General features: G+C 43.3%; 23 protein-coding genes. 9 read left to right on the top strand and 14 right to left on the bottom strand.

What is annotated here, in order from left to right; genetic code table 11:
• Window positions 1-85 precede the first annotated feature (85 nt).
• Window positions 86-448, top strand: a complete 363-nt coding sequence (locus tag CSV68_RS07110; RefSeq protein ID WP_099633435.1) for a helix-turn-helix domain-containing protein — start codon at window positions 86-88, stop codon at window positions 446-448.
• 165 nt (window positions 449-613) lie between these two features.
• Here the strand turns inward: CSV68_RS07110 and CSV68_RS07105 are convergent, their stop codons facing one another.
• A complete protein-coding gene (locus CSV68_RS07105) occupies window positions 614-2,212 on the bottom strand; it encodes an ABC-F family ATP-binding cassette domain-containing protein (protein WP_099633436.1) in 1,599 nt (532 codons plus the stop codon).
• Between the two features lie 150 nt (window positions 2,213-2,362).
• On the opposite strand from CSV68_RS07105, the gene CSV68_RS07100 reads away from it, so the two are divergent.
• The 3 genes from CSV68_RS07100 to CSV68_RS07090 all read left to right on the top strand — a co-directional run bounded on the left by CSV68_RS07100 (window position 2,363) and on the right by CSV68_RS07090 (window position 5,842).
• Window positions 2,363-3,541 carry an MFS transporter gene (locus CSV68_RS07100; protein WP_233192880.1) on the top strand — a complete coding sequence of 393 codons (1,179 nt, stop codon included), beginning with the start codon at window positions 2,363-2,365 and terminating at the stop codon, window positions 3,539-3,541.
• A 75-nt stretch (window positions 3,542-3,616) separates the two neighbouring features.
• Window positions 3,617-4,573 carry an LCP family protein gene (locus CSV68_RS07095; protein ID WP_099633437.1) on the top strand — a complete coding sequence of 319 codons (957 nt, stop codon included), beginning with the start codon at window positions 3,617-3,619 and terminating at the stop codon, window positions 4,571-4,573.
• Between the two features lie 27 nt (window positions 4,574-4,600).
• Window positions 4,601-5,842, top strand: a complete 1,242-nt coding sequence (locus CSV68_RS07090) for an AI-2E family transporter (protein ID WP_369823482.1) — start codon at window positions 4,601-4,603, stop codon at window positions 5,840-5,842.
• Between the two features lie 324 nt (window positions 5,843-6,166).
• Here the strand turns inward: CSV68_RS07090 and CSV68_RS07085 are convergent, their stop codons facing one another.
• Window positions 6,167-7,120 carry a substrate-binding domain-containing protein gene (locus CSV68_RS07085; RefSeq protein WP_099661774.1) on the bottom strand — a complete coding sequence of 318 codons (954 nt, stop codon included), beginning with the start codon at window positions 7,118-7,120 and terminating at the stop codon, window positions 6,167-6,169.
• 159 nt (window positions 7,121-7,279) lie between these two features.
• On the opposite strand from CSV68_RS07085, the gene modA reads away from it, so the two are divergent.
• The 5 genes from modA (at window position 7,280) to CSV68_RS07060 (ending at window position 11,040) form a co-directional block, all read left to right on the top strand.
• Window positions 7,280-8,077 (top strand): molybdate ABC transporter substrate-binding protein, encoded by a 798-nt coding sequence (modA, locus tag CSV68_RS07080; RefSeq protein ID WP_099661773.1) that lies wholly within the window; start codon window positions 7,280-7,282, stop codon window positions 8,075-8,077.
• A gap of 25 nt (window positions 8,078-8,102) precedes the next feature.
• Window positions 8,103-8,777: a molybdate ABC transporter permease subunit gene (gene modB / locus CSV68_RS07075; protein ID WP_483315671.1), complete on the top strand. Its 675-nt coding sequence runs from the start codon at window positions 8,103-8,105 to the stop codon at window positions 8,775-8,777.
• 19 nt (window positions 8,778-8,796) lie between these two features.
• Window positions 8,797-9,465, top strand: a complete 669-nt coding sequence (locus CSV68_RS07070) for an ATP-binding cassette domain-containing protein (protein ID WP_099633441.1) — start codon at window positions 8,797-8,799, stop codon at window positions 9,463-9,465.
• A 125-nt stretch (window positions 9,466-9,590) separates the two neighbouring features.
• Window positions 9,591-10,622 (top strand): type 2 isopentenyl-diphosphate Delta-isomerase, encoded by a 1,032-nt coding sequence (fni, locus tag CSV68_RS07065; protein WP_099661771.1) that lies wholly within the window; start codon window positions 9,591-9,593, stop codon window positions 10,620-10,622.
• Between the two features lie 43 nt (window positions 10,623-10,665).
• Window positions 10,666-11,040 carry an rRNA methyltransferase gene (locus CSV68_RS07060; protein ID WP_099633443.1) on the top strand — a complete coding sequence of 125 codons (375 nt, stop codon included), beginning with the start codon at window positions 10,666-10,668 and terminating at the stop codon, window positions 11,038-11,040.
• A 1,131-nt stretch (window positions 11,041-12,171) separates the two neighbouring features.
• On the opposite strand, the gene CSV68_RS07055 is transcribed toward CSV68_RS07060, so the two are convergent.
• The 12 genes from CSV68_RS07055 to CSV68_RS07000 all read right to left on the bottom strand — a co-directional run bounded on the left by CSV68_RS07055 (window position 12,172) and on the right by CSV68_RS07000 (window position 26,341).
• On the bottom strand, window positions 12,172-14,187 hold the full coding sequence (locus CSV68_RS07055; RefSeq protein WP_099661770.1) for a helix-turn-helix domain-containing protein: 2,016 nt from the start codon (window positions 14,185-14,187) through the stop codon (window positions 12,172-12,174).
• A 156-nt stretch (window positions 14,188-14,343) separates the two neighbouring features.
• On the bottom strand, window positions 14,344-15,330 hold the full coding sequence (locus tag CSV68_RS07050; protein WP_099633445.1) for an electron transfer flavoprotein subunit alpha/FixB family protein: 987 nt from the start codon (window positions 15,328-15,330) through the stop codon (window positions 14,344-14,346).
• A 30-nt stretch (window positions 15,331-15,360) separates the two neighbouring features.
• A complete protein-coding gene (locus tag CSV68_RS07045; RefSeq protein ID WP_099661769.1) occupies window positions 15,361-16,134 on the bottom strand; it encodes an electron transfer flavoprotein subunit beta/FixA family protein in 774 nt (257 codons plus the stop codon).
• 33 nt (window positions 16,135-16,167) lie between these two features.
• The gene (locus CSV68_RS07040) at window positions 16,168-17,610 is read right to left on the bottom strand and encodes an MFS transporter (RefSeq protein ID WP_099661768.1); all 1,443 of its coding nucleotides are present in this window, start codon (window positions 17,608-17,610) and stop codon (window positions 16,168-16,170) included.
• A 149-nt stretch (window positions 17,611-17,759) separates the two neighbouring features.
• Window positions 17,760-19,247 carry an aldehyde dehydrogenase family protein gene (locus CSV68_RS07035; protein WP_099661767.1) on the bottom strand — a complete coding sequence of 496 codons (1,488 nt, stop codon included), beginning with the start codon at window positions 19,245-19,247 and terminating at the stop codon, window positions 17,760-17,762.
• A gap of 18 nt (window positions 19,248-19,265) precedes the next feature.
• Entirely contained in the window at window positions 19,266-20,399 is a 1,134-nt protein-coding gene (locus CSV68_RS07030) for an acyl-CoA dehydrogenase family protein (protein ID WP_099661766.1), read from the bottom strand.
• A 20-nt stretch (window positions 20,400-20,419) separates the two neighbouring features.
• Window positions 20,420-21,616: an acyl-CoA dehydrogenase family protein gene (locus tag CSV68_RS07025; RefSeq protein WP_099661765.1), complete on the bottom strand. Its 1,197-nt coding sequence runs from the start codon at window positions 21,614-21,616 to the stop codon at window positions 20,420-20,422.
• 31 nt (window positions 21,617-21,647) lie between these two features.
• On the bottom strand, window positions 21,648-22,085 hold the full coding sequence (locus CSV68_RS07020) for a Zn-ribbon domain-containing OB-fold protein (RefSeq protein ID WP_099661764.1): 438 nt from the start codon (window positions 22,083-22,085) through the stop codon (window positions 21,648-21,650).
• An 11-nt stretch (window positions 22,086-22,096) separates the two neighbouring features.
• Window positions 22,097-23,257: a thiolase C-terminal domain-containing protein gene (locus CSV68_RS07015; protein ID WP_099633452.1), complete on the bottom strand. Its 1,161-nt coding sequence runs from the start codon at window positions 23,255-23,257 to the stop codon at window positions 22,097-22,099.
• A 30-nt stretch (window positions 23,258-23,287) separates the two neighbouring features.
• Entirely contained in the window at window positions 23,288-23,713 is a 426-nt protein-coding gene (locus CSV68_RS07010) for a MaoC/PaaZ C-terminal domain-containing protein (RefSeq protein WP_099633453.1), read from the bottom strand.
• A 14-nt stretch (window positions 23,714-23,727) separates the two neighbouring features.
• Window positions 23,728-24,171 (bottom strand): MaoC family dehydratase N-terminal domain-containing protein, encoded by a 444-nt coding sequence (locus CSV68_RS07005; RefSeq protein ID WP_099661763.1) that lies wholly within the window; start codon window positions 24,169-24,171, stop codon window positions 23,728-23,730.
• A gap of 19 nt (window positions 24,172-24,190) precedes the next feature.
• Entirely contained in the window at window positions 24,191-26,341 is a 2,151-nt protein-coding gene (locus tag CSV68_RS07000) for an acetate--CoA ligase family protein (RefSeq protein ID WP_099661762.1), read from the bottom strand.
• Between the last annotated feature and the right edge of the window lie 310 nt (window positions 26,342-26,651).

The following is a 26,651-nucleotide window of genomic DNA, read 5'->3' as shown; positions in this document are numbered from 1 at the left end:
CCCTGTTTCCTACTTTAATCCTCGCATCTCATTATTTGGTATACTATACATAATGCACGTACAGCAATCAAGGAGGGGAAGAACAATGAAGAGTACATTTGTAATTCGTCAGAGAGCCTTTTTAAAGCTCTATATGCTCAACAAGGCAGAAGAAGGGAACTTGTATGGCTTACAAATATTAGATGACCTTCTAGATCATTTCAGAGACCTTGGGTATCGTCCGACTAAGTCTGAAGTATACAAGTCTCTACATGACTTACTCAACGACGGTCTTATCGTCAGACATCCAATCCATAAGCAGGGGACAGAGATGCAGACACTTTACATCTACCGCATTGGTGATAAGGAGAAGGTCAAAGCTTATAAAGATACGATAAAGTTTGAGATTGATCGATCTATCTCATTACTTAATAGAGCACTGCAAGACAATTATTCGCAGAAGAGATAATAAAAGCGGTGCGGTTTCGGCTATTTTTTTAGCCGCTGAAGATTGCGATTACAGCCAATCGACGGTTCTTATACATTACTTAAGGTTATCACCAAGTAACACCAATCTCAAAAAAACTCCCCTAGAAGTAAAATCTTCTAGGGGAGTCTCTATAGTAAATATCAATTAAGCTTTCTGACCTTTCCATTCCAAGTACTCGTCGTATGACATCGACTTATCAAAGATTGTTCCGTCGTCATTGATTTCGATTACACGATTAGCAATTGTCTGGATGAACTGATGGTCATGAGATGTGAAGATCATAGCGCCTTTGAATGCGATTAAACCATTGTTAAGTGCTTGGATAGACTCCAAGTCCAAGTGGTTTGTCGGCTCGTCAAACAGTAAGACGTTTGCGCTTGTTAGCATCATTTTCGATAGCATACAACGAACTTTTTCTCCACCTGATAACACACTCGGGCTTTTCTTAACTTCTTCACCTGAGAACAACATACGTCCAAGGAATCCACGCAAGAATGTTTCCGTTTCATCTTCAGGAGAATATTGACGTAACCACTCAACTAGCGACTCTTCGTCTCCTTCGAAGTATTCGGAGTTATCCATAGGGAAGTAAGCTTTTGTTGTTGTTACGCCCCATTTGATCGTACCTGAATCTGGCTCGATTATTCCATCCAACATATCAAGTAACGCTGATTTCGCAAGCGGGTTACCGATCAAGACAATTTTATCCTCTTTATCAAGTGAGAATGACGCATCTTTGATCATCGTTTTGCCATCTACTGTTTTGGTAACGTCTTTAACAGATACTACATCATTACCGATTTCACGGCCCATTGTAAAGTTGACGAATGGATAACGACGAGAAGATGGCTTGATGTCATCCAACTCAATTTTTTCCAACGTCTTTTTACGGGAAGTAGCTTGTTTAGATTTTGAAGCGTTGGCACTAAAACGTGCGATAAACGCTTGTAATTCCTGAACTTTTTCTTCTTTTTTCTTGTTTGACTCTTGAGATAGTTTCAATGCCAATTGGCTAGACTCATACCAGAAGTCGTAGTTACCAGCGTAGATCTGAATTTTACTGAAATCTAGATCTGCGATGTGCGTACATACTTTGTTCAAGAAGTAACGGTCATGGGAAACTACGATGACTGTGTTTTGGAAGTTGATCAAGAATTCTTCCAACCAACGAATGGCTTTTGTGTCCAAGTTGTTTGTCGGCTCATCCAGTAATAGTACGTCCGGCTTGCCGAACAACGCTTGTGCAAGCAATACTTTTACCTTATTCGAACCATCAAGTTCCGCCATTTTGGAATGGTGCATACTTTCAGGAACGCCTAGACCTTGAAGGAGAACAGAAGCTTCAGATTCTGCTTCCCATCCATTCATATCTGCGAATTCGCCTTCGAGTTCAGCTGCACGCATGCCGTCTTCATCAGAGAAATCTTCCTTCATATAAATAGCGTCTTTTTCTTTCATTACTTCATACAGCTCTTTATGGCCCATGATGACAAGATCCATTACTTCAAATTCTTCGTATTCAAAGTGGTTCTGCTTCAAGACAGCCATACGCTCGTCTTTTCCAAGAATAACATTACCTGTTTGGGGTTCAAGTTCACCTGACACAATTTTAACAAATGTTGATTTACCAGCGCCGTTCGCTCCAATTAATCCATAGCAATTGCCTGGATTGAACTGTATATTGACGTCTTCGAAAAGCTTGCGATCGCCGAAGCGAAGACTTAAATTACTAACTGCTAACATAAATAATATCCTCCTAATTTCACAATGTTCCTAGTATACATTAAAATTACGTGAAATGGAATGTTTGAACTAGTACTGTTTACAATTTTGATTTACGATATAATGAAGATAGATGTTATATATGTATTATATCTAAAAGGAGTCATTGTATTGCGCTCTAAAACAACTCAAGGTCTACTATTATTTGCGATTTTCATAGTCGCGCTCAACTTACGCCCGGCGATTACTTCCATCGGGCCGATGCTAGACATCATACGTGATGATCTGTTGTTGTCGAACACGCAAGTTAGTCTCCTGACCGTTATTCCGGTGATCTGCATGGGTATCTTCGCGATGCTGGCACCGATACTGAATAAAGCAATCGGCTTGAATAAAACGATGTACTTGATGTTGGTGTTACTTGCTGTAGCAACGGGCGCGCGTTTTGCTGTTACTTCGTTCAGTATCTTATTATTGACAGCTTTTCTTGCAGGTGTGGCGATTGCTGTCATTGGACCGTTATTATCTGCACTGATCAAACAATACTTCCCGATGCATGTTGCTGTTGTCGTAGGAATTTATTCATTCGGCATGGGTATGGGAGCGACGCTGAGTACAGGATTGACAGGTGTCTTTTATGAAAAAGCCCATTCCTACTCATTCGCACTTGCGGTTTGGGCAGGCATTGCGGTTCTTGGCATCCTGGCGTGGGCTATCACCGCCGCGCATCCGATCCAAGTGAAGCAAGTGACAGAGCAAACTGTGCAAAAGGGGAAGAATCCTTGGCGCAGTAAACAGGCATGGAGCTTTCTGATTTTCTTTGGTTTACAGACCGCGCTTTTCTTTTCCGTTTTAACTTACCTCGTTCCCATCGCGGTATCGAATGGCATGACACTTCTACAAGCGGGGACATTGCTAAGTGGGATGACGATTGTACAGATTTTTATGAATATCGGCTTTCCTATTGTTTTACAGAAGTTTACTAGTAGAACGCCGGCACTTGTCGGTATTCTTGCACTCGGTATTGTCTCGATCGGGTTAATGTGGACAGCCGATCCGCTGTGGTTTGCTGTGGGTGTTCTCGTCATGGGAATTCCGCTCGGTGGATTATTCCCAATCTGCTTACTGATGCCGATGGACGCGACAGATACTGCCGAAGAAACGAATTCCTGGACTGCAATGATGCAGACAGGCGGATTTATCATCGGTGGGATCTTGCCGTTACTTATCGCTTCCTTATATGACTACACTGAAAATCATTACGTGACATTGTTCGTATTTCTTGTTTTATTTGTGGCTATGCTAGTGCTAGCGTTGCAAATAGGTCGATCCGCCAAGCAAAGCTCGTGACTGGACGCAACCCCTTGTGAACAGAAACGTCCTGATTAACAGGATACACACGGATAATGGAGGAATGAATGCCACATGGACGAACACTTCGACGAACAACAGCCGCATCGTAGAAAAAAGAAGCGTAAATTACGCGTTGGCAGAGTTTTTATGACAGTACTATTGCTTTTCACGGTAACGATATCAGCTTATAGTTACTTTCAATATAAACAAGGTAAGGCTTTGACAGCAGGTAGTAAGATTGATCCAGGAGAATTTCAAGGTGATTTGCTGAGTCCACAAGATCCGACGACAGAAAATTATCTATTGCTCGGCATCGATAATGACGGCTCTGGAAAATATCGTACCGACACCATGATGGTGCTGTCTTGGGATCAAACCGCTGGAACCGCGCATTTGATTTCATTCATGCGAGATATTTATGCACAAATTCCAGGGTACCAATCGTACAAACTGAATACCGCATACTACCTAGGCGGAGTCCAAACTGCGAAAGAAACGATTTCGGGGATGTTCAATATTCCGATTCATCACTATGCAGTCGTCGATTTCGATAATTTCGAATCGATTATGGATATTACGTTTCCAAAAGGTCTAGAAATGAATGTGAAGAATGAAATGTCTGAGAAAATTGGTGTCACGCTAAAACCAGGCGTACAAAAGTTGAATGGTAAAGAACTACTCGGCTATGCACGATTCCGCGCAGATGATGAAGGCGACTTTGGACGAGTCAATCGTCAGCAGGAAGTGATTGAAGCAGTGAAGGACGAGTTGTTTAGCGTATCAACTGTTTTACAAGCTCCAAAAGTAGCCGGTGCACTCGATAACTTCATTGAAACAGATCTCACGACGAAGGACGAGCTCACTAAAGTACTGACAGTTATCGCAAAACGTAAACTAGATCTGCAGACTTTGCGTATTCCAGTCGAGGACAGTTATTCCTTTACTTCGTATAGCCATGCAGGATCTGTAATTGATATTGATTTAGATAAAAACAGAGAAGCGATCCGTTCATTTTTAGCAGCACCGTAACGGATCGAATAAAGGGGGAGTGAAACGTTGAGGCAGCCACCAAAAAAGTCTTCTTTACGAGATTTCTGGTCTATTCCTTCGACGTCACCAATTGTCGGATTTCTCGGTGGTCAATCTACATTGTTTGTACTGCTTTGTTTATTGTTCATTGGATTGATCATCTTGGTCTTCACTCAAGTTTCATTTATTTTCTATCCGATTCATGTATTTTTCTCCACGGTCGTTTTACCGGTAGTACTCGCGACCATTTTATATTACTTAATGCGTCCAATTCTTCGTTTTTTGGAAGAACGTTTACGTATACCACGCGTCTATGGGATTTTGATCATCTTATTGGCAACTGCTGGTTTACTAACATTAGTGATTTTCTTAGTATTACCGTTCCTGCGTTTGCAGACGATCAATTTATTCGATGAATTTCCTTCGTATTTCAAACAGTTGATTTTGGATACGGATAACTTTTTCCGAAATTCTATATTTGCCCCAGTCTATGAAGGATTCAACTTTAATGTCAATACGTTTCTCGATTCCGGTTTTGAAAGTATTGGCAAGTTCTTCACTGAGACAATCGGCGGTATTGCATCAGGCGTTACATCATTCGTTTCTGCGCTTACGGGAATTATATTGAGCATTGTGACTGTCCCGCTCATTCTGTTTTATTTACTGAAAGACGGCGAGAAGTTACCACAAATGATTTTACGTATGTTGCCACCACGTATGCGTGACGGAGCATCTATTATCTTCCGCGATGCGGATAGGCAAATAAGTGCGTATATTCAAGGGCAGATTTTAGTTGCGATTGCGATTGGAATTATGGTATCAATTGGCTTCCTAATTATTAAAATGAAGTATGCGTTACTGCTCGGGGTACTTGCAATGTTCACGAGTATCGTGCCGTATCTCGGTCCGGTGATTGCGATCACGCCAGCTGCAATTATTGCGATGGTCACATCACCATTCATGCTCGTAAAGCTAGCGATTGTATGGACGATTGTGCAAGTGATCGAAGGGAAATTTATTTCACCACAGATCATGGGGAAGTCGCTGCATATTCACCCGATTACGATTATCTTCGTCTTATTGACAGCCGGCTCACTATTTGGCGTCGCTGGAGTGATTCTCGGGATTCCGGCGTACGCGTTGCTGAAAGTGGTCGCGACTCATGTATTTTATTTGTTCACGTTGCGATATAATCGCTTTGAGACGCAAGAAGAGATGTATTATGAAACGGATTCAATTGAAGAGTATTATGACAATGATAGAGAGTAACCCGCCTGTAGTTTAAGGTGGGTTACTTTTTTTATGAAGTTGTCGTGGGAGTATGAAAGTTCGGGATTTCATTGAAATGAATGCTAGACGTGGTGATGCTTGAGATTTTAAGTTCAAAATTATAGAGACACGAAGGCTAATGAGCGGATATTGGTCTTGATAGAGCAGTTAAGTTAAAAGTATGAGCGATTACGGATCGTGATAGAGCGGTTGACGATGAACATAGGGCGGATACGCATGAACTATGAGCGCTTATACGAATGAATGAGCGAAACCCGTGCTGTCTTTCACTAGTTGCATAAAAACGATCAACCGTGTCTTCCCTTATACCGTCTCATGCAAAATAGTTCCTGTTCTCGTTAGGTCATAATCACCCATAGCAGCCAGTTGCTCTTTGAACGAAGTAGAATTCAGAGTCTCGATAATAAGTTCGCGTAACCTTTCATTTTCAGCCGTTTTGATCAACACTAAATCATATTGTTCCTGAATCAAGGGAATGAAGTCTACGTCGATCAGTCGGGCGGTTTTTTCGATTCCGACACCTACATCTGCGTGACCTGAAGCGATGCGTGACGCGACGGCCATATGATTTAGTTCCTCGTCGTCATAGCCAATGATAGAAGGGCTTGTAATGCCTGCGAGATGTAGTTGCTCATCCAGTAAAACACGAGCTCCTGAGCCTTTCTCGCGGTTCACAAGGCGGATACCTGGCTGTCCGAGATCAGTCCAGTTCTGTAGTTGCTTCGGATTATTCTTTTGAACATACAGCCCGGCTTTCCTGCCAAGCAAGTGGATGACCATATAAGAGCGTCCCGTAAGTAGCCGCTTAATATACGGAAGATTGTATTCACCGGTTTCTCCATCAAATAAATGGGTACTGACGATGTCAGCTTGTCCTTGATACATCTTGATCAAGCTATTCAAGCTACCAGAAAATGATCGCAACGGACGAAAGAGTCCCGATTCTTCTATATGACTGGCTATGATATCCAGGCTCAAATCCTGTCCACTAATGATGATTGGGTTGTCTGTCACGGATTCCGACGCATTGACGTGTGGAATTACGGAATTCGGATGCTTGTGCGCTGATTCGCCACCGCTTTTTAGTCGTTCTTTATACGCTGTTAAATCTACGGCATCAACACGCATTTGACGTCCCACACGATAGGCACGGATTTCTCCTTTTTTAATGATGTCATACACCGTTAATTTCGACACTTTCAATAATTGGGCGATTTCATCGGTCGTATAAGAAATATCATTTTCTAGATTTGTCATGTCTCAACCCTCCAAGAATAGTACATCTATCTTCTAACAACTTATCAATAATTGCAAAATTGACAAGCTTTATAAAGCATAATATGATGATTCTAGATATAACTAGTTATGTCTAGGCATATCTAGTTATAAGTAATACGGAAGTAGGGATACTACAAAATGAAACGTTTTCCACTTTCTACTTTGTTCATTCCACTAGCGATTTTTCTGGTAGGATGTTCAAATACAAATGAAACCGAGAAGACAAGGGCAATTGAGCAGGAGAAACCTGAGACCGAACTAATCGTTTCTGCTGCAGCCAGTTTAACCGATGCATTGGAAGAGTTAAAAGGTCCTTTTGAAGAAGCGCATGAAGGTATAACCGTGACATACAACTTCGGAAGCTCTGGGAAATTGGCAACGACTATTGAAAATGGTGCACCGTCTGACGTATTCTTGTCTGCTAGTTCACAAGATATGAATAATATGGAAGATAAGAGTTTAATCGTTAATGAATCAAGAATTGACTTCGCAGAAAATGCACTCGTATTTATTACGCATAAAGATTCCGATAGTACAATTTCTTCTTTTGAAGACATAGATCCCGCAGCAATCGATCATATAGCAGTTGGTGAGCCGGAATCAGTGCCGGTTGGTCGCTATACGAAAGAGACATTTGAACGCTTAGATCTCTGGGACCCTTTGCAAGACAAATTAGTTCTTGGCTCAGACGTGCGTCAAGTACTGACACATGTGGAAATGGGTAACGTAGATTACGGTGTAGTGTATTCCAGTGATGCATTCATTTCGGATAATGTAAAAGTATTGGCAGAAGCTACAGCTGATTGGCATGAGCCGATAGTGTACCCGGCAGCTGTCGTCGCTGAATCTAATAATCAAGAAGCCGCACAGCAATTTCTTGATTATTTGACTGGCGACAAAGGGGAAAAAACGCTACAGAAGTTCGGATTTAAGTAAAGGAGGGGGAGACAGCTTGCTGGAAATGGATTATTCACCTTTATTATTATCTTTGAAAGTAGCTGCTATCTCCACTTTCTTTGTTTTTGTAGCAGGGGTCTTCATTGCATATTTGCTTGCGAAGCGTGATTTTTTCGGGAAAAGCATATTGGAAGCATTGTTTTTATTGCCTCTCGTACTACCACCCACCGTTGTCGGCTTCGGTTTACTCATTTTATTTGGCAAAAAAGGCTGGATCGGCAGTTGGTTGCTTGAATGGTTCGATTTCCAAATTGTCTTTACGTGGATCGGTGCTGTGATTGCTTCGATTGTCGTATCCTTTCCTTTAATGTATCAAAGCGCAGCGGCCGCATTTGAAAGTCTCGATGAACGATTATCGAATGCGGCGCGTACAATGGGCGCTTCGGAATGGCGTGTGTTCTGGTCAGTCGTATTCCCACTCGCTTGGCCAGGATTACTCGCAGGATTGGTGCTTTCATTCGCAAGAGGTCTTGGCGAATTCGGTGCGACTTTAATGCTTGCAGGATACATACCAGGTAAAACGGATACGATTCCAATGGCTATTTATTTCGCGGTGGAGTCGGGACAGATGGAAAAAGCGACATTTTGGGTTGTTATGATCATTACATTCGGATTTAGTTTAATTTTATGGGTGAACTGGTGGAGCAAGCGCAATATTAGGCGTTTTACGAAATCTTGAGTATAAGGGGGGATTTGACATGCTGCATGTGGATATCAATACACAACTCGCGCACTTTGAGATGAACATTCATTTTGAAATGTGCAATGAAATCATGGTGCTAGTCGGTCCATCGGGCTCCGGTAAAACGACGATTTTAAACTGTATTGCAGGACTCGTACACCCAGATCACGGCCAGATTCTATCGAATGAACATACATTCTTTGAAACCGGCGAAAAACCGCTGCCTGCTCGTGATCGTCAAATCGGTTACTTATTCCAAGACTATGCATTATTTCCGCATATGACGGTGGAGAAGAATATTTGGTTTGGCGTGAAAAAGAATGAGCGAAAAGAAAGTAATGAAATGATTCACCAATTGCTTCAAGTTCTAGGGATTGAGCACTTACTGCAGAAGTATCCCCATCAGATTTCAGGCGGAGAAAAACAACGTGTAGCACTCGCTAGGGCACTTGCCACACAACCTTCCGTGTTATTGTTGGATGAACCGTTATCAGCCCTTGATACAGAAACGCGGAAACAGTGTCAAGACGAACTTTTACGATTACATGACATGTGGAAAATTCCATTCATTATTGTGACTCATAATCTCGATGAAGCAGAACGCCTCGGTAATCGTATTATTTTCCTCGATCAAGGACAAATAACGGATGAAAAGTGGAAAAGATATGTAGTTTCAACGTATTAAAACGTACTAGGCTCCGATTTCATATCAGAGCTTTTTTATTTTTTGTGTAATCGAAATAGAACAGCTATAATTCATAGTAACCGACAATACAGTAACGGGTTTACGAGTAGATAGGAGCTAAAATCATGGGCAAGCAACTAAATGACCGGAAAGCACAGCATATTCAAATTGTGCTGGATGAACATGTGACGGGAAATGCGATAACAACTGGTTTGGAGCAGTATGATTTTCTACATAATGCCTTACCAGAATTATCATTTGACGAAATCAATTTGGAGCAAAACTTTCTAAACAAATCATGCAAAACACCTTTTTTAGTAAGTTCGATGACCGGTGGAGCGGATTTTGCGGAAACGATTAACCGGAATCTAGCACTTGCAGCGGAACAAAGAGGCTGGGCATTGGCATTAGGTTCGACACGCGCTTTAATAGAGAGTAAAGCATTTCGACCTTCATTTGCATTACGAAAATATGCCCCAACGGCCCCCATTATCGCGAATTTAGGCGCAGTGCAGTTGAATTATGGGTTTTCTTCCGATGAATGCCGTCAAATCATCGAGTATACCGACGCAGATGCGTTAGTTTTGCACATCAATGTATTACAGGAAGTCATTCAACCTGAAGGGAATACGAATTTCAGTAATTTATTATGTAAAATCGAGAAATTATGCAATGAATTAACAGTTCCTGTCGGCATTAAAGAAGTTGGATGGGGAATTGATGATCAAACGGCTAAGAAACTCTTAGATATCGGCGTGGCATTCATTGATGTAGCCGGTGCAGGAGGGACGTCTTGGAGTCAAGTAGAGAAATTCCGCACGACACCGATCAAACAGCAAGCCGCGGCAGCATTTAGCGAATGGGGAATTCGAACGGCAGATTCACTACGGCTAGTTAAGCCTCATATGAACAAAAAATTATTGATAGCGAGCGGTGGACTTCATACTGGTGTAGACGCTGCAAAATGTATCGCGCTAGGTGCAGATTTTGTCGGCTTTGGTCGAGCGATTTTAGAAGAAGCAACTGTATCGTCTGAAAGCGTTTTCCAAACAATGGAAGTCCGTGAACTTGAATTGCGCATGGCAATGTTTGCAACAGGTTCTGCGGATATCCAAGCATTACAACAAACGAATCGATTACGAAAGAAAAACTCGTGAATATACTATTTGCGAGTTTTTAATTACTAAGGAGGAATTGGCGATGTGGAAATTAGTGAATGGAAAAATGATTCAAACGACAGATGAAACGCGAATTAAATTCCGCACGAATATCAGTCAGGAGATTTTAGAGCAATTAGAAGAAATATCTGAAGAACATGACACATACAGCAATTATTTATTAGAAAATGGATTATGGAACGTATTAGCTGCAGGAGTTATTGAGTACGATAAGAATTTACGTCCAACAGATCGAATTCAATATAAAACGACGTATGATAAAGAATTATTGGAATCCGTTAAACAGCTGGCAAAAGATCATAAGCTATTCATTAACGACGTCATTGAATACAGTGTAGGACATATCGACATGAAGCACATCAAAACGAAAGATCATAAGAATCGCTTAGAAAGCTAGCGCGAGAAGGATACATGGAGAGTAGAATATGTATAGATCGTAGAACGCCCCGAACATAATATAAATTATAGGAAGTAATGTATCACTTAAAAGTATACTTGCGATAGTGAGATATTAGCGCTTTTTTCAATGATTTTATGCGCTAGGCTTATTATAATTACTTAACACGTTTACTTCAAGCTTTATAATGCTTAAGTATTATTTATAGGTTGGTTTACTACTTTCTTTAAAAAACCTATTTAATGCTTTGTTAGTGCGCTGCGTTTTATTTTTTATCTTGATGATCCATATCATTAGCTTAACTTAATTTAACCAGTCATTTATAGGCTCTCTTTAACTCCGTGTTGAATTCGTTAGTCGACGTATTGCTTTTAAAGTCTTTTAACCCGTACTATCGTGGCGATTGTCCTCTCGTCAACTGGTTGACCGCCCTTTCCCTTGTAATTGAATGAACTTCTTATCATCTGTTTGTTTATGTACTTGGAGGTCCTCTCCTTGATTACTTTACGTGGGATAGTCAATGTTTAATGGATAGCATGATGCGAGGGAAATTATATAAAGAAGGATTATCTGGAACCATGTTCAATAAGATTACATATAGCATACAGACTTTCCGATACATATAGACCGTTCTTAGTCTATCACTTTTAACGCTTGTATGTTCGCATTTTATTTTGTTGCTCTATTTATGAATCTTTAATCCTTAAATTAAGGAAATCTGTCTTACACACACGTTGTCAGTGTCGCGCAGCAAACCTTTCACACGTTATTTCACCTTTACATAGACCAATTAAAATCACGAATGTAAATATATCACTCCAGATCCTCTCATTTTAAATCGCTTCTAGTATGAGCTGGATGTTGCCCTTTTCGCTCTCCCCCCCTTGATTGCTATACGTGAGATATTTATCGCGTCTCCATTTATCCGGCGCGAGTAAAAATGAACAAACAAGGATTATTTGGAACCAGGTTTCTTAAGAAAATAGTATTCTTTAGTTATTGCTTTCATCGATAAAAAAGCAAAGCTCGACAAAATATGAGCTTTGCTTAGTATACCCTAGTACAGCGTCTGTATGTTCGCTTTTTTAAAAAATATATTTTTATTTAGATGTTATTTTAAGTTTTTGCTTATTACATCATGCGGGTTTGATTTAACCAATCCTTCATCTTTTGATAGACAGCTTGGGACGGCAATGCTCCGCCTCGTTCAATATTGCTTATATAGGATGTTGAAATATTCAATTGATCAGATACTTGTTTTAGTGTTAAGCCACGATTGATGCGGCATTCTTTAAAGTCACTGCCAATATTCTTACAGACTTTTTCTTTAGGCTGCACTAAGGAGAAATTGGTTGTCGTCTTGACTGATTTCTTTCTCTCGATCGGCTCGTAATAGCTTACAATCTCGTCAGGTGGCGCGATGATGATCGTAGCATCTAACCAGACGCGTAGCCATCCTTTTTTCGACATACTGTCTTCGTTCCATTGATTGTACTGCCAAAATGTAATGACGCCTTCTTCTTCGAGTAGATCTAGCGCTTTCTCCAGACGGTCGCGAATGCGTGACGGAGCCTGTGAATCCGCTTGTATACCTATTTTTTCGAGCAGTGTGCTGATTTTATGCGGCTGCAAATAACTTGCTTTGCGTGCTTGTGTACGCCAGCGCCAGCTAATATAGCGAATGAGTTTTTTCTCCCATTTACGCTGATACGGATTCAGTTCGATCGCTTGATTCGGCAATAATTTCACTTGTCTTGCAGAGCCTTGTAAGAAATGGTCAAACACTTCTCCGAGTATGATATATAAACGTTCAGGCGGTGAGTTTTCGGTAAATCGGCATGGACTACCGTCTTCATTTGTGAAAAGGAACGCGCGCCCTTGCATCTTCTTGTTAACGGGTTTACCTTGTTCGTAGACTACTACGCTATCGAGTTCTACCCATAGTGATTGAATGACGGAAAGCGCTTTCACTACTTGGGTGCGTTGTTCTTTTTCGTAGCCACCTCGCCGTCCGGTCCCTCCGAGTTTCGTTTTCAGTCCACGGATTGTCAATAGATCATCAAATCGAAGTTCTACTCGGGCGTCGGCCTGCGGGGATTGTGCCAAATATAAATGACATAGCGAATCCAGTACATCCACATCGACTTCGGATAAAGTATGGGCATAGTCATGCAGTAAACTCATCTGGCTTGTTGTCCGATCATTTTCGTTCGGAAGCAATTGCAACGAACCTTCTAATCTAGGCCCATGAATAGTTGCTTGTGGCCATTGATCCGGTTCGCAATCGAATTTTTGATTTGACATCGCTTCTGTAATGAATTGATAGACAGCATTACTCATAACGACAAGATTATTTGTTTTTACTGTGGCTTCAATTGGCTGATGTAAGGTAAATTGCGCGCTGACTCCAAGTAATTCATTGATCTGCTCCATGGAGTTTTTTTCCGATTCAAACGCTGCCAGTATTTCGGAAACCATTTTTTCAATATACGCGTTGACGTCAGTCGTAAATGTATTCAGGAAACTGTCATTAGAAGCAAAACTAGTGCTCATTTTTTTGAGAAATAAATCATTCAACTCTTCTTTATCAAGAGCGTTCAACGTATCATAACCATATTTTACGATTAACTCGTTGACGGTATGATTCTTCAAATAGGTTCTGTACCATGTACTGAATACATTCCAGGAATTCTCATCATTGAGCCCGACGTGTGCACGCAACATTTTATCGTATTTATCGTATAATTTATTGATGATTTCCCATTTGAGTGTCGGCTTATTGGCAAGCAATGGTGCAAGATGACTTTCATAGGTGCTAAAAAATTTAGCAATCATGAATTCTGTAGCTTTTGCTAGCAGTTCACGTCTCGCATCTACACGCATTTTAAAAAACAAGTCCACGTTTTCTTCGTAGTGTTGCTGACGGACGACGAAAGTTTCATTTTTCACTCTCGGGAAAATGCGATTGGCATCCACTTTTTTCCGTACGTTTTCAGATGGAAAGTTCAGTAAATAATTATAATCAAAAAAGTTGGGTTGGCGATCATGAATGATGATTACTTGGAATCGATCGATTTTATTTGCGATTGATTGATGGTGGATTAGTTCGTAGTTCGTGTCATTCAACAGTAAATCGTAATTGATCAAAAATTGTCCCCCCGATAAACCGTAAGTTTCAAGTAGTATATCACGAGTTGACAGAATTATCTATATGCCTTTGTGGTAAAAAAGCGGCAGACGTAAGCGACACAGGCAAAAAAAGACCGTACAGTTCAACTCGCGAACTGTACAGCCTTTTACAATTTAGGATATGAGCGCGCCTTCTAGTTTCATTTCTTTAATAAGTAACGGAAGGACTTCAAATAGATCTCCGACGATTCCGTAATCTGCCATGTTGAAAATATTTGCTTCTGCATCACTGTTGATGGCGACAATCACTTTAGAGTTAGACATGCCAGCCATGTGCTGAATGGCACCGGAGATCCCTACTGCAATATAAAGGTCTGGCGTCACGACTTTACCTGTTTGACCGATTTGCAAGGAGTACTCACAGTAATCTGCGTCACACGCGCCTCGAGAAGCCCCTACAGCGCCTCCAAGCAGTTCTGCCAGCTCATACAATGCCTTGAAGCCTTCCGCACTCTTAACGCCGCGTCCGCCTGCGATAACGATCTTCGCTTCGGATAGGTCGACGCCTTCAGTTTTCTTACGGATCACTTCTTTGACAATCGTCCGCAAATCTTTAACGTCCACTTTTTTTGCAGTGATATCGCCTGTACGGCTTGCATCGTGCTGTAATGCTGAAATATTATTCGGGCGGATGGTGGCGAACAGTAGTCCGTCGTCTTTCATCACTTTCTTCTCGAACGCCTTACCCGAGTAAATCGGTCTAGTGAAGACTACTTGATCGTCCTCTTTTTCAATCGCCACGGCATCTGATATCAAACCGAGCTCTAAGCGACTGGCGATTTTAGGTGTCACATCTTTACCGATGGATGTATGACCCATGATGATACCGGCTGGATTTTCTTCTCGCATAACCTCCATAATGACTTGACCGTAGCCTTCAGAAGTGTAATTACTTAAGTTTGCGTGAGTTACCGTAATCGCACGATCGGCACCATACTGAATCATGTCGTGAGCCGGTTTTTGTAAATCACCGTCACCCATAACCAATGCAATAATTTCCGCATCGACATCCAGTTGTTTCGCTGCTGCGATCGTCTCATAACTCACTTTTCGTAGATCTCCTTGTTGCAATTCACCGATTACTAATATTTTTTTACTCATGATAAAACTCCTTTCCGTCTATAGGCGTAGTTACATTACTTTGGCTTCATTCCTCAATAAATCGACCAATTCTTTCACTTGGACTTCTGTTTCGCCAGCTAGAATACGTCCAGCTTGTTTTGTAGGAGGAAGAAACACCGCGATAGTTGCTGTCTTAGCCGCCACGTCGTCTTCATCCAGGTCTAGATCATCTAACTCTAATTGTTCAAGAGGCTTCTTCTTCGCTTTCATAATGCCTGGCAGTGAGGTATACCTCGGCTCATTCAATCCTTGCTGGCATGTAACGAGCATAGGAAGTGATACCTCGATTCTTTCTAGATCGCCTTCCACGTCTTTTTCGATTGTCGCTGTACCGTCGACAATGTCCAGTTTGACAATAGTTGTAATGAACGGCATGTCCAAACGTTCAGCAAGACGCGGACCGACTTGGCCGCTTGCCTCGTCAATTGCTACGTTGCCTGCGAGGATCAAATCCACTTCTTTATCTTCAAAGAATTTCTCAAGAATTTTCGCTGTCGTGAACTGATCGCCTTCGTCAAGGTCGTCATCTGTATTGATGAGTACTGCGTGATCGGCTCCCATAGCGAGCGCCGTGCGTAGTTGCTTCTCCGAATCCTGATCACCGATCGTGACGACAGTTACCGTACCACCGTGCGCATCACGCTGCTGGATGGCTTCTTCCACGGCGTATTCATCGTAGGGGTTAATAATGAATTCTGCACCGCTATCATCAATTTTGCCACCTGACACGGAAATGGCTTCTTCCGTGTCGAATGTTTTTTTCAATAAGACATAAATATTCATAGTAAAGACTCCTCTCTGTACGCAACAGCAAATTTAGTTAATTTCTTCAATTTTTAAAGGTTTCGGTATGATTTTCGTCCCGAGTAAGTCATCTTCATTCGTATGAATTCCAGGAATGGTTCGCGGAATCAACGGTAAGAACAACAAGGCGATGACGACGAAGCCCATGATGACCCAGGAAGTACTGACTACCGCTCCGACATTGTTACCGCTTGCACTGAAGATCGAGAAAGCGACTAAAGCAAACGATGCGCCCATTCTCTGTGCCAGACTTTCAATGACTGTATTCGTAAATGTCACGACGTTCATCCGTTCTATTGAGGCTTTCGAAACGATCAAGCCCTTCACTGCAGGTGTTTGGAAACCGACGCCAAGCCCGATCAAACTCATCGAGATGAACAAATAGATGAACGATGTCGTAAGCGTAACGAAATTCAACATGATAATCCCGGAAGCAAATACGAGAATTCCTGAGCCTATAATCGTTCGCGCTGAAAGTTTCTTCAAAATTCTTCCACTGAAGTACGCTGCGACTGATGTACCGAGGAATACCGCCATCTGTAAAAACCCGACCGTTGTAGCCGCTTTACCTTGTACGTTCTGGACAAAGAATGTCAGTAAGTACATGATGCCTGTGTACCCTAGGAAAATGAATACTGCAATCGTCGTCGGAACCCAGAAATTACGGTTCACGGCATACTTCAAATCAAGCAATGGTGCTTTTTGTTTCTTCTCTACAAAGATCAAGATAATCAATGCCGAAATGAACACTAGCAATGAGGGAATCCACATACCCGATTCGATACCGAAGCTGTTGATAAATGTCGGAATCGTCAGTAGACCTAACAACAAAATAATAACGAAAGCCAATCCGAGAACATCCAGCTTCTTTCTTGCTGGTACTTTGACATGTGGAACAAAAGCAAAGAGCGCAATTCCTACTCCGCCAAGAACAGCAGTGAACATAAAGCTCGCTTGCCAGTTGGCTGTATCGACGATCATGCCGCTGATGATCGGTCCGAACACTGAACCGATCGTAATGAATGCCGCAAACGTTCCAATTGCTTTAGCCCGCTGTGTACCGACCATGAATTTTCCGGCATAGGCAATTCCAGATGGTGCAATCGCCGCTCCCGAGATGCCCTTAAAGAACAACCCAAGAACAAGTACCCAAAATGAAAACGAGAACGCTACAAGCAATGAACCGATGACCATAAAGATCCCGCCGATCAAGATTACGATCTTTAATCCGAACGAATCACCGATCCATCCGAGCAATGGCTGGAAACCTGTCAATCCGATAGCCAAGCCAAGTTGCATCCACACTGCGTAGCCAGGCGTCAGATTAAATTCCGCTATCATATGTGGATACGCCGGAAGATGGGTCGCTAAACTTAACATAATAAAGAACGCTCCGAAACTGATGAACAAAAAACCTCTATTAATCGATTTATCCTTCAATGCCGCTTCACTCATATAGTGGCCTCCCTTTATCGATGTTGTACTAGTTTGTAAGCTTTATTTATTATGTCAAATCTAGCTGTGATCTAAAAAATCTGCGGAAGGAGGCATGCTTGCAGCAAAACCGAAGCTCTCCCGCCACAGATCTTATCGTTACTAGTGGATTAGCCTATATTAATGACACATGCTTTCTCCTGTGTATAATCAAGAATCGAGTCTGTACCGTAACCACTTTCCTTCACACCACTAAACGGCAGATCCGCTCCCACTCTAGCGTACGTATTGACCCATACATTGCCCGCTTGGAGCTTATCTATCATCCGGTGAGCCAGACCTAAGTTCTGTGTCCACACCCCAGCCGCTAAGCCGAAGTTCGTATCATTCGCAATTTGAATCGCTTCTTCTTCCGTATCGAACGGAATTGCGACCGCCACAGGACCGAAAATTTCTTCACGAGCTAGTCTTGTGCTATTATCCGCTACCTTCACGAGCGTCGGCTGCACCCAGTAGCCGTCCGCAAATTCCGGTTGACCTGGTAGAACCGCTTCCCCGCCATACTGTCCACCAAAGACAATCTCATAGTCGTCTTTTGACGCTTCGTCGATATAGCTACAAACCGACTTGAATTGCGCTTCATTGGCGATTGGACCCATTGTGTTCGTCGTATCGAGCGTATTACCGTGTTTAACGAATTCCTTGTCTGTCATTAACTCTTTCAAGCGTCCGACCACTTCGTCGTAAATGGAACGCTGGATTAACATGCGTGACCCACCTACACATATTTGACCGGAGTTTGGTGTGAAGATGCCGTTGATCAAGCCGTGTACCGCTTGGTCGATATTGGCGTCTTCAAAGACGATATTCGGTGACTTACCGCCGAGCTCAAAAATCAATGACTTTGGTGAATGGGCTGTAGCCTTCGTAATTCGTTCAGCCGTTGCCTTAGAGCCCGTCAAACTCACTTTATTCACTTCCTCGTGACTGACAAGATAATCTCCAATTTCGCGACCTGCTCCGGAAATGACATTGAGTACGCCAGGAGGTAGAATTTGTGAAATTAATTCACCGTACCGTAAAGATCCAACCGCTCCACTTTCAGCTGGCTTGATGACGACGGTATTTCCTGCTGCGAGTGCATAGGCTGCTTTGATCGTGAACGTAAACAACGGTGCGTTCCAAGGTAAGATTCCAACGACTACTCCGTATGGCTTACGTTTCGTGAAGCCGAAGTCTCCGGTACCCATCTGTACAGTACGCCCTTGTGCACCTACTAATGTCGCTGCCCCTGCTGCGTCGTACCAAACTTGCTTCAACACTTCCGCGAGATAGCCGTATTCATCGAGTACCCAGCCGTTGTTGCGTGTTTCGAGTTCCAGTAGCTCTGTAGCATTATCAGAAATCATGTCTCCGATCTTGCGCATATAATCTCCGCGTGTACGCGCCGGTAGATTTGACCAATCTTCAAACGCTCCACGTGCCGCTTGAATAACAAGTTCCGCATCTTCTTTCTTACTGGACGGAATCTTCGCCCACACGTCACCTGTAGACGGGTCGATACTGTTTGATACTGCCCCGTCCTTTGCTTGTACGGTCTTACCGTTGATGATGTTACCGTATGTTGTCAATTTGGATTTCTCGGATACATTCGTCATATGTTTTCCTCCTTCAAATTACCAGCCTAGTGAAGCGACTACTTTTTCTTGATAGAAAGGGGTGGAGCCTAAATACTGATCATAATAACGGGCGCGCTTAACATATAAATGGCAATCGATTTCTTCTGTGAATCCGATGCCGCCATGGATTTGGATATTATGTGCCGACACTTCGATGAATTTCTCCGTCGCATATGTACGGGCGCTATATACTGCTGCTTCACGGTCAAATTCTTCCGTATCCACTACCCAGTTGGCATAATGGCTCAGTGAACGAGCAATTTCGAGATTCACTTTCATATTTACAATGCTGTGTTTGATCGCTTGGAAACGTCCAATTGCTTGACCGAACTGCTCCCGGATCTTCGCATATTCCGTCGCCATATGGACGACTTGTTCCATTGCGCCGACAATGTAGGAACTAAGTGCAGCGTTAAAGTACAAAAGACCTTCCTGAAGCTGCGTCCAACCTTTATCTACTTCGCCTATGATTTGCTCTTGAGTGATGACTAGATTTTCGAATTCCATTTTCGCTACATGTTTGGATTCGTCAAACGATGATTGTTTCTCGATGTTGATCGCTTCTGTCTTATCGATCAACACAAGCGTAAGTCCGTCTTCTTGATCTTCTTGGTTTGTGCGTACGAGCACGAGGAATGTATCCGCAAGTTCCGCTTCTGGTACAAGCGTCTTCGTGCCGTTTAGTACGTACTGTCCATCTTTCTGCTGCAATGTACAGTGGATACCTGCCGGGGAGAAGTCGTTGAATGGTTCCAGTGCTGCGAATGAAATCCACTTTTCTCCTGAGGCGATCGCTGGCAAATACTGTTGTTTTTGCCCTTCTGTCGCATATTTCTTGAGAATCGGCACTGCCAACGCAGAAGTTTCCATGAATAAGCCAGGTACTAACGAACGTCCCATCTCTTCAAACGTTGGAACGAGATCGAGTGCCTCGAGGTCCATGCCGTCATACTCTTCCGGAATGTTGATGCCGCTGCATCCGAGTTCAGCTAGCGTCTTGTACACTTTCTTCAAATTTTGCGGATTTTGGTCGATCATTTCTCGAGCTACTTGTGTGCCGCCAAATTTATCTAGCATTTTGCGTATATGTCCACGAAACATTTCTTGCTCTTCTGTTAATGAAAAGTCCATAGTTCATCCCTCCACATCTATTAACGTCCCATATCTTTTGGTAATCCGAGTACCCGCTCGCCAATCGTATTGCGTTGTACTTCACTCGTACCGCCACCGATTGTCTGTCCGAATGAAGCGAGGAATAAATGCTGCCACTTCGGATCCGCTACAGCATCCTTATCCAATAACACACCTTGGTGTCCTTGAATTTCTACTGCGAAAGCAGAGAGTGCTTGATGTAGCTCTGTAACGACCAATTTATCGATAGACGTTTCTGCACCTGGTTGACCGTTCTTGATCGTCGTTGTTAGGTTTTTATAGTAATTGAGTAGCGATCCACGCACGCGAGCATAGAAATTCGCTAATTTCTGTCTAACTGCTGGATTTTCAATTAATGGACGGCCATTTACTTTATACTGCTGTGCCAGTTCCACCGTATCGTTGAATTGTTTTTCGAGTGTAAATAGTTCTGCACCAATCCCTGTACGCTCATGGAGCATTAAGGCAATCAATACATGCCAGCCTGAGTCCACTTGTCCAACGATATCCGCATCCGTCGCTACAGCATCTGTCATATACACTTCGTTAAATTCTGACTGTCCGTCCATCTGAACAATCGGAAGCGTTTCAACGCCTGGCTGGTCCATATCCATCATGAACACGGTAATACCGCGGTGTTTCTTCTCTGGATGTGTACTCGTTCTCGTCAGCAAGAAGCATTTATCCGCCACATGACCAAAACTTGTCCAAACTTTCTGACCGTTAATGAGCCAACGATCACCGTCTTTTACGGCACGTGTTTTAAGTCCCGTTAAATCCGAGCCTGCGCCTGGCTCTGAATAGCCTTGGCACCATATTTCTTCCCCTGTTAAGATGTTCTTCAAATATCTTTCTTTTTGTTCATCTGTGCCGATGTCGATCAACGTAGGACCTACCATGTGGATCCCGATATAGTTAATAAGTGGTGGTGCTTTCACGCGGACCATCTCTTGATGATAGATGATTTCTTCCATCAAGCTAGCGTTGCGTCCACCATATTCTTTCGGCCACGCGATCGCTGCCCATCCGCCTTCGTACAATGTATTTTGCCATGCGCGTAATACGCGGGAGTATTCATCGAGATCTTCCGGTAAGTCTCGCTTGCCTTCTAGCCAGCCTTCAGGAAGGTTGGCCTCGAGCCACGTTCGTAATTCAGCTCTAAATTTTTCTTCTTTTTTCGTGAAAGAGAAATCCATACTCGCTCATCCTTTCTATGTCGTCTATCGATCAGTTCGTGCTTGGAATCCACTGTGGCAATGCACGGTCTTCCGTAATATCAATCCATGTCATGCGGATTGGCATGCCGATCTCCAAGTCCTTTTCCTCACACTGTAAGATGTTGCACATAATTTTGACTTCCGGCACTTGATCAAGTTGTCCGAGTGCGATGATGGTCGGCAATTCATCTTGGAAGCCCGGCAGGAATGGACGGTAGGACACGACGTATGAATAGACTGTCGCTGTTATATCGTCACCTAACTGTTCAAAGCGGACATTTTCACTTCCGCACTTTGCGCACGTAGGGCCTGGTGGTTGTGAATAAGCATTACAGTCCTCACATTTTTGCAGTGCCAATTGGTGTTTGTCTGCTGCATCCCAGTACGGGGCATTATCTATATCTTTTAATGGAATGGGTTTTTGGTATGCTGTCGTTGCTTGTGTCATAGTGATTCCTCCTAGTTTCGTAAGATCATAGCGCCTGCAATATCCGGTCCAGCCCAGCCCGTACAAATACCGATCTTGCAATCTTCTACTTGGCGGTCGGTTCCTTCATAGTCGTGGCGCAGCTGTCTAACGATTTCAATCGCATTATTCATTCCGTGCGTATAGCCTTCGGATAACATGCCACCCGCTGTGTTAGTTGGCAATTTTCCGCCAATCTTCAAATTACCTTCTGCAACAAAATCTCCTACTTCTCCGCGTTTCGCGAATCCATAGGCTTCAAGCTGGCGCATCACGACCCAGCTGAAACAGTCATAGATCGACGCCACGTCGATATCGTCTGGAGTTACACCTGCGTTTTCATAAAGTTCTTTCGCTACATAATCCGAAGCGACTTGGTCGATGTCATTCCAGTAGTGTACGTGCGGATGACATTGGCGTGCGGACATTCCCATAATATAGACGGGTTTTGACGTGCAGTCTTTCGCTTTTTCTGCAGACGTCACGATGATCGCATTGCCTTCATCTAGCTCGAGGCACGAATCATGGATATTAAATGGCGAACTAATATCCGGTGTAGCAAGATATGTTTCCATCGTTAACGGCTTACCGTGTAAGAAAGCTTTTGGATTACGCTGTGCATGCTCATAGAAACTCAAACACACATGTCCGAGATGTTCTTTCGTAATACCCGTTTCATGCATGTGACGCGTCGCATACATACCGAACCATTGTGACGGACTTGCTGAACCATACGGAATGACGAAACTTCCGCCAGCCAATGCACCTTGAAGCATATCTGGGTCATAGCCGCGTCCTACACGTGTTCCTGAGCTTCCGTTTAATGAACGATAGATCAATACGGTATTGAGCTGCCCCGCTTCAATGAGCGCCACGGCATCCGCAATCAGCATCTCTGTACTCGCTCCGCCACCTTGGATATCTTTGACGTATTTCGGTCGTACACCAAGATACGTTGCCAATTGATGGGAAGTACAAGAATCTCCTTCGTTATAGTTCATGAATCCGTCGATGTCCGTCGCTTTCAAACCTGCATCTTTTATCGCGGCTCTTGCAGCATCGAGTGCTAAATGAAGAGGCGTTGTTCCCGATTTTCTTGAGCGTTCGCTCTCTCCTACGCCTACAATGGCGTAGCGGTCTTTAATAGTTCCCATAGTTATATTCCTCCTATTTCACGATGGCTTTTACGTTAGTTGCAAGATGGCGCTACCTGATCCGACGACTTCTCCAGATACTTTCTCAGCGGTCAGCTCGAGCGCGATACATCGCTTACCATCTTCTTCGTATGTTCGTTCCACTACACCTGAGCAACGAATTTCGTCACCTGGTACAGTCATTTTGCCGAAACGCATTTTTAAATTTGCGACGCGTGCTTCCTGACCGGCAAGTTTCATGACGTACTCGCCAAGGAAACCCATTACGAGCATGCCGTGTGCAATGACACCGTCCATGCCGATTTTTTTTGCGAAGTCATCGTCGAGGTGCAACGGGTTAAAATCTCCGGATGCACCTGCATATTGGGCGAGCTGTACTTTCGTAATCGGTGGCTTCACCATGGGTTCAAGTTTCTGGTCTACGGTTAGTTCTTCCAACACCCAATCTTTAATCATATGAGGTCCCTCCATTAGTTCGCTAGTGAGCGATAGACGATATTCATGCGGCTAATACAAACGAGTTCGCCCGTTTCATCTTTCATTTCCGTATCGAGCTTCAAAAACTGCATCTTTCCGCTTTTGCCTTCTTTGTCATACAGATCGCTTACTTTGATCTGGCAACGCAGTCGGTCTCCGATACGGATCGGCTTGTAATACAGGAATTCCTGCTCGCCGTGCAACATTCTACGCTGATCGAGATCGAGTGGCATTTCCGTCTTGCCGTCATTCATCGCAATAGGGAAAGTGGGCGGTACGATCAGTCCTGCGTAAGCCGATTGATTGGCGTACTCTTCGTCTGTATAAAGTGGATGATCGTCGCCAATCGCCGCGGCGAATTGACCGACATGTCGTCGTTCTACTTCAAAGACGTATTCATTACTCGTTAAGCCAATGACACTTTGATCTAAGTCCATTTTCCATCCTCCTCATGAATTACTTTGTAATGATCAATGCATCTGCCGCTACAATGCCGTTTTCGTACACGATGAGCGGGTTAATATCGATTTCCTTAATTTCATTTGAATAATCTTGAATCAATTCGGATACTTTCAGCAACACGTCGATGATTGCTTCTTGGTCGACCGGCTTTTTATTTCGTACACCTTTTAATAGTTCATAGCCTTTGAGACTTTCCATTTTATCGATTGCATCTTGTCTCGTGATCGGTGCGACGCGGAATGATACATCCTTGAATACTTCAACGAATACACCGCCGAGGCCGAACATGATAACCGGACCGAATGTCGGATCATTCGTAACACCCACAATGACCTCTACACCTTCAGCTAACATTTCTTGTACGGACACACCGTGAATAGTTGCGGTTGGACAGTTTCGAGTGGCATTTTGATACACTTCGTCATACGCTTTTCTTACTTGTTCCGCGTTCTGTACATTCAAGCGGATACCGTCTACTTCCGTCTTATGCGGAATATCAGGTGAATCGATTTTCAGCACGACAGGATAGCCGATAGTATCCGCAAACCGTACCGCTTCCTCAGAAGACTGTGCGATTGCGCGTTTCGCTGTCCGAATTCCGTATTCGTTCAAAATTTCACTTGACTGCGACTCACTTAACGTCTGGTTTTCTAGTAATAAGTGACGGATGTTCGTTTTATTGATTTTCTTAGGTTCCGCTTGCATTCGCTGTTCCTTAGCTTTCTCGTAAGTTTCTCTGTACTCGACTAGCTTGGCCAGTGAGCGGATCGGGTTCATATCACCTCTAACGAACGCGATACCGTGATCTTCTAAATAACCGACACCTTTAGGAACGGACATGCCTTCAAGTGGGAATGTCGTCACGAGAACGAACTTATCGGAGTTCTCGCAAAGCTGCACAAATTCTTGTAGCTCGGGCGTGTTTTCATCCCAGCCCATTGGGAATTCGGAGAAGATGATGATGTCTGTGTCCGGATCGTTGACGAGCACTTTCAATGGTTCAATAAATAGTTCTGGGTTAGTAATCGATGCCGCTGCGGTCAAATCAACCGGGTTGGAAGCGCTTGCATAACTAGGAATGTTTTTCTCGATTTCTTTTTTTACTTGATCGCTTAGCGGATGAATATTTAGACCGTATGATTCACAGCGATCTGCTTCGTTGATACCTCTTCCGCCGGAGCTCGTAATGATGACCGCATTTCTTCCTTTCGGTGTCTTCTTCGACATGAATAGCTTAGAGAAAGAAATAATATCTACGTAATCTTCCACTCGAACAATACCGGTTTGTTTGAAGAATCCATCATATACTTGATCGGCACCCGCTAGTGAACCCGTATGTGACGCTGCGGCTCGACTGCCTGCACTGCTTCGTCCTGATTTCATGATGACCATTGGTTTATTGATCTCGAGTGCGAATTTCGCTAGCTTGCGTAACTTCTCGGGATTTTTCTCTCCTTCGAGATAGCCGGTTGCGATCGTCGTGTTCGGGTCATGCAGCATGTATTCCATGACGTCCGCAAAGCCTACGTCGGCTTCATTGCCAACACTGACAAAATAGTTGAACGTTAAACCTTGCTGGGCAGCGGCGATATACGTCAACACGCCGAACGCTCCACTTTGTGTGACGAAGCCTGCTTCACGCTTTTTATTCAACGGCATATTCGTCAATCCTGGCGAGAAAGTTCCCATCAACCCATTCGTTGTATTGAGTAAGCCGACACAGTTCGGTCCGATAATGCGGATATTGTACGTGTCGGAAATGTCTTTTAGACGTTGTTGAGCTACTAGACCCGCTTCCCCAATTTCGGAATAGCCTGAAGCGAAGACGATTGCCGCTTTGACACCGCTTTCACCGCACTCGATCAAACATTTTTCCACTTGGTCGATCCCCACACAGAGAATAGCTAAATCTACTGTATTCGGTACATCCTTAACACTTGGGTAACACGTCAAATCTGCAATTTGCTGCGCACTGCGATGGATCGGATAAATATCTCCTGCAAACCCTCCGTCAAGTAGCGCCTTTAGCTGCAAGTATCCAATTTTATTCGGATTCTCGGAAGTTCCCAGAACCGCAATCGTTCGTGGATGGAATAATGGATCCAATTCTAAATTCGATACAACTTCTTCATTTATCAATTTCATATACTCTTCACCTCTCCACTCTCATATCTGCTAGTTGTTTGTCTAACTTGTAATAAATCATAACAAAGCACTTTTATTATTATTTTTACTTTTAGAGAGTAAGTAATTAATGTTATTAGCACTGGAAAAGTTTGAATACGTACTGACAAAGCGCTGGGGATACAGCGTTTTTTGTTTTCACTTTTTTCTGACTAGAATAGATACACCCGACTTCTATGCAAGATCACCACGACTTGCAAGATACATCACCGCTTTTTTCCTATACGGTGGTGGAAGTTGTGCATGGTAATCGTAAAACACAAAAAGGAGC

The sequence above is a fragment of the Sporosarcina sp. P29 genome (genome assembly GCF_002743265.1).
In the GTDB taxonomy this organism is placed as follows: Bacteria; Bacillota; Bacilli; order Bacillales_A; family Planococcaceae; genus Sporosarcina.
This window is presented reverse-complemented; position numbering and strand designations above follow the sequence as displayed.